General features: G+C 27.0%; 1 protein-coding gene and 1 pseudogene. Both read right to left on the bottom strand.

Annotation, left to right across the window (positions count from 1 at the left end; translation table 11 throughout):
* Positions 1–377 precede the first annotated feature (377 nt).
* A pseudogene (locus E6248_RS16135) lies at positions 378–515 on the bottom strand (UDP-glucose 6-dehydrogenase); the annotation flags it as partial.
* 12 nt (positions 516–527) lie between these two features.
* Positions 528–1,184, bottom strand: coding sequence for a sugar transferase (locus E6248_RS16140; RefSeq protein ID WP_316341783.1), 657 nt, complete (start codon positions 1,182–1,184; stop codon positions 528–530).
* Positions 1,185–1,327: the final 143 nt, after the last annotated feature.

Consider the following 1,327-nt stretch of genomic DNA (forward strand, 5'->3'; position numbering starts at 1 on the left):
GCTTCTTCCATTTATATATTATTCTCTTTTTCTTTTAGAAATAAATAATTGTATATTTTTTTAAATATATAAGAATAAATAAGTTCCTCATTAGTAACTCAAGCAATCAGTATCCCTACTATAAGGCTTATTAAGACAACATATCTTATTTTGATAATATTTAGTAGATAGCACTTAAAAAATAGACTTAATAAATACCGCAAAGTCCAGCCCAATTCTAAAATATTAAACTTTATATTTTTTCTTCATTTACCACCTTATTTACGCCAATAAAATGCCAACAACTTCCCTTTTTAAGCATTTGTGGTGGGGAAGCTGTCTAAATCACCATCCATAACTACAATCCCACTATATTCAAAGAATGGATAGTTATATCAACTTCCTATTCTTAGATTTAATCCTAAACCTTAAATTATATCCTTTATATTTAATCCTCTAATTTCTGCATAAGTGTCAAGTTCATTAAAGTATATAACTCTTAACACTAAATAAGTATTGGCAAATAATTCAACTGCTATTTTCATATATTAAGCTGCATTTTCATCTCCAAATAAGACAAAAAACGTCTTAAATATAAGCTTCATATCTAACCAAAAACTTCTGTCTTTTACATATTTAACATCAAGCTTCATCCAGTCTTCAAAGCCAATTTTATTTCTTCCCATCACTTGCCAGTAACAAGTAATACCAGGCTTTACATCTAGACGCCTAAGCATCCATTTTTCAAATTCCTTAACCTCATTCGGCAAACTTGGTCTAGGTCCAACTAGACTCATTTCTCCCTTTAAAACATTTACTAGTTGTGGCAGTTCATCTATGCTTGTCTTTCTTATAAATTTACCAATTTTAGTTATTCTAGGATCATCTTTAATTTTAAACATAGGTCCAGACATCTCATTTTTATCTTTTAATTTTTCCTTTAATTCTTCTGCATTTATCCCCATAGATCTAAATTTATACATATTGAATTCTTTTCCATTAAGGCCTATTCTTTTCTGCATAAAAAAAACAGGTCCTTTAGATTCCATTTTTATTAATATACTTACAATTAATAAAACAGGACTTAATAAAATTAAACCACAAATTGAAGCAATAATATCTAAGCTTCTTTTAAAAAATTCATATATAATTTTACTTTCTTTTTTATTTGCTTCGACGTTAATATCTATATTAATATTACTCATCCTTTCCCCCTAATAAAATATTATTTTTTAGTTTTCACATTAAAAAATCATCCTTTATTTTTGCGCAATGATAATTATAGCATATCGAATAATTAAATAAAAGCCACTCTTTTTTGTCAAATATGGGTCCATGTATATTATTA

Source organism: Clostridium sp., from assembly GCF_032552055.1.
Taxonomy (GTDB): Bacteria; Bacillota; Clostridia; order Clostridiales; family Clostridiaceae; genus Clostridium.

What these genes read in the sequence shown, in the direction of transcription:
- E6248_RS16140 (WP_316341783.1), bottom strand. Translation starts at nt 1,184, where the DNA reads ATGAGTAATATTAATATAGATATTAACGTCGAAGCAAATAAAAAAGAA.